Here is a 5750-nt window from a genome sequence, read left to right on the forward strand (position 1 = left end):
AATCTGTGCTTTATGTACAAGCAAAGAAGCTTTCTCTATGTTGATTTTGTATCCGTTGTACTCATCAAGTGAGATTGTGATGTGTTTGATCTTGTTTTCATTCTTTTTTGTCTTGTATTGTTCAAAACTATAAGCACCTAAGATAAAACCTTCAACCATAGCACGAAGAGAGTTTGTACATTTACTACTGTGAAGATAGCTTGCTACTTTGATAGATCTGTATCCTGTACCTTTAAGTACTTTAATAGCATTAGCCGCAGCAGTTCTGATATTTTTACTGAGTGTGGAATCAGCACCTACATAAAGTCTGTTTTTACTCACAAGCAGACACGTTTCATCTTGGCCACCTTTAAAACCTGCTTTTTTCAATAGTTTTTTGTCTTGCACAAAAACATGGTCTGTATGGTTGTCGATGACAATGATGACTTCTATATCACCTTCGATGTCTTCCACGGGGAGTTGTGTTAATTCAAAATTCATTTTAGTTCTCCTATGCTTAATTAAATTGATCTTTTAATATATCTTTTGCCTGTATCATATCTTTGTCACCACGTCCAGAGAGGTTGACTAAGATCGTTTTGCCTTTTATCTCTTCAGGTTTCATTTTTTTAAGGTATGCAATGGCATGTGAACTCTCAAATGCAGGGATGATACCTTCAGCTTGTGAAAGCCATACAAAGGCATCTAGAGCTTCATCGTCTGTGATGTAGTCATATTTTGCGATACCTTCATCTTTTAAATATGCATGTTCCGGTCCAATACCAGGATAATCCAGTCCGGCTGATATGGAATGTGCTTCTTGTACCTGACCATCTTCATCTTGAAGGAGATAGCTTAGTTGACCGTGAAGAACACCAGGGCTCCCTTTGGCAAGAGAACAACCATGTTTGGAGTCCAGTCCAAGGCCACCGGCTTCTATACCGATACACTCAACATTATCATCTTCTAAAAAGTGGTTGAAGATACCAAGAGCATTTGAACCTCCACCGATACACGCGATGACTTTGTCTGGTAAACATCCTTCAACTGCATTGAGTTGTTTTTTTGCTTCCCATCCAATGATAGACTGTATGTCACGTATCATCATAGGGTAGGGGTGAGGTCCTGCGACTGTACCGATGATGTAGTAAGTGTCACGTGCATTGGTTACCCAGTGTCTGATGGCATCATTCATCGCATCTTTAAGTGTTCGGCTTCCAGATTCAACAGCATGGACTTTGGCACCAAGCAGTTTCATCCGAAAAACGTTTAGTTCTTGACGTGCTACATCTTTAGCACCCATAAATATTTCACATTCAAGACCAAAAAGAGCCGCAACGGTAGCTGTGGCTACGCCATGTTGACCAGCTCCAGTCTCTGCGATCACTTTTTTCTTACCAAGTCTCTTTGCTAGCACTGCTTGTGCTACGGTATGGTTTATCTTGTGTGCACCGGTATGGTTAAGGTCTTCACGTTTAAGATAGATCTTTGCATCGAGTTCTTTAGAAAGATTTTCAGCAAAGTAGAGTGAAGAGGGACGACCTACATAGTTTTTATAGTAGTGATCCACCTCAGACCAAAAGTCTTTATCATAACGTATTGCTTCATAGTCAAGTCTAAGCTGTTCAAGAGCAGGCATAAGTGTTTCGGGAACAAATCGACCGCCATAACCAACCTGATTATCTTCTGTATTTCCAAAGTGACCTAACTCATTGGGATCATTCGGACTAGCTTTAGGGATGTATATTTCTTCATATAAATTCATTTAATTCTCTTGTGTCGTAATTGAAAAGATTATATCCAATGAGAGGTTAGAAATCACCTTGTCTTCAAAGAATGCATATCCTTAATTATACAATATAGGCAATTTCAGCTTGGGAGTCAAGACGCATAGGTGGTCCCCAAAATCCAATGCCGCTATTGACATAGATGTGGCTGCCATTTGGAAGTTCATGCAGCCCTTTGACATAGGGTTGTTGCAGTCTGACAAGATACTCAAAAGGCCAGATCTGTCCACCATGAGTATGGCCGCTGAGAATGAGTTCAGGGGTATAGTTCCCAAGTTCTTCTATAAATTTAGGTTGGTGAGCCAAAAGTATGGTTTTATAAGCAGTATTGCATCCTCTAAAAGCTTTGTGAATGTCAGGGACTAGTAGGCCCGTACGATATCCAATACGATCGGTGACACCCACAACATTTAGATTCAGTGCATCGATAGTAACATTTTCATTAAGCAGCAGTGTAATGTTTGTGGGTTTGATAAATTCAATGATCTTCAGTGGATCATGAAAATATTCATGATTTCCTAAAATATAATAGATACCATGCTTGGAAGAGATATTATTTAGTTCCATCACAGTATCTTCTACATTTTCAAGTGCAGTATCTATGATATCTCCTGTGATGAAGACTATATCTGGTTTAAGTGCGTTTATTTTCTGCACAGATGCCTTGACAAAATCACTGTCTATCAAACCGCCTATATGCAGATCACTGATCTGTACGATGGAAAAATCAAAATGATCAAACTCCACTACATTGACCACAGGTTCTTTCATCCCTTCATAGGCTCCGGCACTAACATAAGAAGTAGAGAGTGCAAACATGGCGGCATCACCACTGTTTTTGATGAATGCTCTTTTTGAAATGTCGACATTTTTGAGTGTTTTATGAAACAGATGAAGTATCTCATGTAGAATTAAATACAAAAGAAGTACAAAAGACATCCCTATAGATAAGGAAAAGAGATAATAGAGTGTATTGCCGATCATGTCTGTATATCGTCCGACTACGTAAAGTATATTGAAAATAAAGTTCAGACTTAAAAGGAGGGTAAAGGTTTTTTTTACTTCTTGCGAGACTAAGAGTTTTTTGATAACTCTTGAATAGAAAAGATAGTGTATAGAAAAGAAAAGTAGAAGAAAAATTGAAAAGAACAAATAAACTCTCATAGTTTCAACCTTATAAATAATAATAGATATATTGTTTTCTAGTTTAAAAGAAGATTATTTATGATGAAATACGTTTTATCAATAGTGTGTTTATGAGGAAACACACTATAAGTATTAGTCTATCTCGAGCACCGAATAGACAGGAGCATCAATACCTTCACGTCCATTAAGGAATCCAAGTTCCATGATGAAACATGCCTCCACACAGTTCGCCCCCACTTTGTCTATGAGGTTTGTTGCAGCTTTTGCTGTTCCTCCTGTAGCTATGAGGTCATCTATAAGCAGTACATTCGGATTTTCATCTTCTCCAAACGCATCGATATGTATCTCCACTTCATCAAAACCATACTCTAAGCTATACTTTTCAGCTACAGTAGTGTAGGGCAGTTTACCTTTTTTTCGAACAGGCACAAAACCGATACCTAGTCTGTCAGCCAAAATGGAACCAAAGATGAATCCTCTTGCATCTATACCGGCAATAAAGTCTAACTCATAACTTTGATAACGGTTTTCTAGATGGGTCATCAGCGTATCAAAAGCATGAGGTGTAGAAAGGAGCGTGGTAATATCTTTAAAGACAATACCTGGCTTTGGAAAGTCATGGATATCACGGATACTGTCAAGTATGATTTTTTTATCTTCTGCTGTTAATATGCTCATATTCACCCCAGATCTGAACCGTAAGAACAGCTATCCTCTATTTTTGCCACACGTCCTGCATGTCGACCGCCTTCGAATTCTGTAGAGGCGAAGGCTTCTATCATGTCCTCTATGACACCTTTACCTACCACACGTTCACCAAAGCAGAGGATATTTGCATCATTATGTTGTCTAGTGAGTTTTGCTGTATAGGTATCATGGCAAAGTGCTGCACGGATACCAGGTACTTTGTTTGCTGCTATAGAGATACCGATACCCGTACCACAGATAAGTATGCCAAAACTGCCTTCGTCTGATAAGACAGCTTCTGAACATTTTTTTGCAAAATCCGGGTAGTCCACTCTGTCTGCAGAGTCTGGACCAAGATCGATGATCTCATGACCTAAAGAAGTTACATAATCTTTAACATACGCTTTAAGAGCATAACCTGCATGGTCAGTTGCAATGTAAAATTTTTTCATATTATATTCCTTACTCAATAGGTTGTTCTTTTTGAATAGACTCAATACGTCTTCCTACACGTCCCCAACGAACAGTAAAACGCTGTTTGTCCCAAATCTCTTCACATGCTTGTGTGTCAATATCTATATCACCACATAAACGCTTGAGTCCCGTATTGTCTTTTCCACTACCGTTTCCATTTCCATTAAGCATAGTATCGTATGAGCGGTGTTCTAAACTCATATAGTTTAGCCAAGGTTTTCCTACAATAAGTCTATAAGGTACTGCACCCCAAAAACGACTGTCATTGGAGTTATCTCGGTTATCACCTATCATGTAGAAATGGTCTTCGTCTACCTTTGCATAGAGTGCATTTACACCTTTCCCGCCTATTTCAAACATTGGTGTATCAAGGCCATAGACATATACAGGTATCATATCTATATCTTCATTGTATGCGTAGTATTGAAGAAGTCCTTCAAATATACTGCCACCTTCGGGTGCATATTGTATACCTGGATATTTGTCCATAAAAGGGTTTTCTACCCATAGTTTATCCCGCACTGTGATGATCTTATCTGCAGGATAGTTTGCTTTCATATACGCTTCACCTTCATGAAAATGTATAAATAATTTATTATGTGTATAAAGTATTTCATCTCCACCTACCGCAACACAACGTTTTACATAATGAATTTTGTTGTTTTTGGGATAACGGAAAATAACGATATCTTCCCTTAGGGGTCTAGGACCTTCTATAAGGTGACCATTTCCAAAAAAGTCTGGTAAGATAGGGATCTCTAACCATGGTAAGTGAGGGGTAGGGATACCATAGGAGAATTTTTTGGCAAATAAAAAGTCACCTATGAGCTGTGTTCTTTTCATTGATCCTGATGGGATGACAAAAGACTGGGCAACAAAAAAGATGAGAAAAAGTACGATAATGATCGTACCTGTCCATGAGCTTGCAAATCGGCCGAACGCCTGTAAAAATTTCTTCATTATGCTCTAACTTTTGCTGATTTAAGTGTATTGCTCAAAAGCATTGCTATGGTCATAGGTCCAACGCCGCCAGGTACAGGAGTGATGTAAGAGCACTTAGGACTTACATTTTCAAAGTCAACATCACCGACAAGTGAGCCATCTTCAATACGGTTGATACCTATATCGATCACAATGGCACCTTCTTTTACCATATCCTCCTTGATGAGTCCAGGAACACCTACACCCACTACAACGATATCGGCTTTGCTTGTATGTGACTTGAGATCCTTTGTATAGATATGTGTGATGGTTACGGTTGCTTCTGCATTAAGAAGCAAAGATGCCATAGGTTTTCCTACAATGTTACTTGCACCTACGACACAGACATCTTTTCCTCTAAGTTCTATATTATATTCTTCAAACATTTTCATGACACCAAGAGGTGTACAGGCTACAAAACTATCAAGGCCTGTAACTAAACGTCCTACGTTATAAGCATGGAACCCATCGACATCTTTTTTCGGATCTATCACTTCAAGTATTTTGTCAGTATCTACATGCTTAGGTAAAGGAAGTTGTACCAAGATCCCATCTATACGCGGATTATCATTCATCATCTTTATAGTTGCAATGATCTCATATTGACTAATGGTATCAGGCATATTGTGTGTGATAGATTAAAACCATACTTTTTCACAAGATTTTGCTTTCATTTTATCATATTCATGACTTGCA

At 38.5% G+C, this 5750-nt stretch carries 6 protein-coding genes and 1 pseudogene; all 7 read right to left on the reverse strand.

Annotated elements, in window-relative coordinates; all coding sequences use genetic code 11:
• Positions 1 to 480, reverse strand: a 480-nt coding sequence (locus WBM70_RS09660) for a M17 family peptidase N-terminal domain-containing protein (RefSeq protein ID WP_424558304.1), incomplete at its 3' end; no start/stop codon positions are given.
• A 16-nt stretch (positions 481 to 496) separates the two neighbouring features.
• Positions 497 to 1744: a tryptophan synthase subunit beta gene (gene trpB, locus WBM70_RS09665; RefSeq protein ID WP_424558305.1), complete on the reverse strand. Its 1248-nt coding sequence runs from the start codon at positions 1742 to 1744 to the stop codon at positions 497 to 499.
• A gap of 85 nt (positions 1745 to 1829) precedes the next feature.
• Complete coding sequence (locus WBM70_RS09670; RefSeq protein ID WP_424558306.1) at positions 1830 to 2930, reverse strand: metallophosphoesterase; 1101 nt, start codon at positions 2928 to 2930, stop codon at positions 1830 to 1832.
• 114 nt (positions 2931 to 3044) lie between these two features.
• Positions 3045 to 3590, reverse strand: coding sequence for an adenine phosphoribosyltransferase (locus WBM70_RS09675; RefSeq protein WP_424558307.1), 546 nt, complete (start codon positions 3588 to 3590; stop codon positions 3045 to 3047).
• 2 nt (positions 3591 to 3592) lie between these two features.
• Complete coding sequence (gene rpiB / locus WBM70_RS09680; protein WP_424558308.1) at positions 3593 to 4051, reverse strand: ribose 5-phosphate isomerase B; 459 nt, start codon at positions 4049 to 4051, stop codon at positions 3593 to 3595.
• Positions 4052 to 4061: 10 nt separating this feature from the next.
• Positions 4062 to 5033, reverse strand: coding sequence for a signal peptidase I (gene lepB / locus WBM70_RS09685; RefSeq protein WP_424558309.1), 972 nt, complete (start codon positions 5031 to 5033; stop codon positions 4062 to 4064).
• Positions 5033 to 5750: pseudogene (locus tag WBM70_RS09690) on the reverse strand (bifunctional 5,10-methylenetetrahydrofolate dehydrogenase/5,10-methenyltetrahydrofolate cyclohydrolase); the annotation flags it as partial. The gene lepB and the pseudogene WBM70_RS09690, both read right to left, overlap by 1 nt.

Origin of the sequence: Sulfurovum sp. (assembly GCF_049668085.1) — a bacterium.
In the GTDB taxonomy this organism is placed as follows: domain Bacteria; phylum Campylobacterota; class Campylobacteria; order Campylobacterales; family Sulfurovaceae; genus Sulfurovum.

Excerpts from the sequence above, each read along its gene's own strand:
- trpB (WP_424558305.1), bottom strand. The coding sequence starts at position 1,744 with ATGAATTTATATGAAGAAATATACATCCCTAAAGCTAGTCCGAATGAT.
- WBM70_RS09670 (WP_424558306.1), bottom strand. The coding sequence starts at position 2,930 with ATGAGAGTTTATTTGTTCTTTTCAATTTTTCTTCTACTTTTCTTTTCT.
- WBM70_RS09675 (WP_424558307.1), bottom strand. The coding sequence starts at position 3,590 with ATGAGCATATTAACAGCAGAAGATAAAAAAATCATACTTGACAGTATC.
- rpiB (WP_424558308.1), bottom strand. The coding sequence starts at position 4,051 with ATGAAAAAATTTTACATTGCAACTGACCATGCAGGTTATGCTCTTAAA.
- lepB (WP_424558309.1), bottom strand. The coding sequence starts at position 5,033 with ATGAAGAAATTTTTACAGGCGTTCGGCCGATTTGCAAGCTCATGGACA.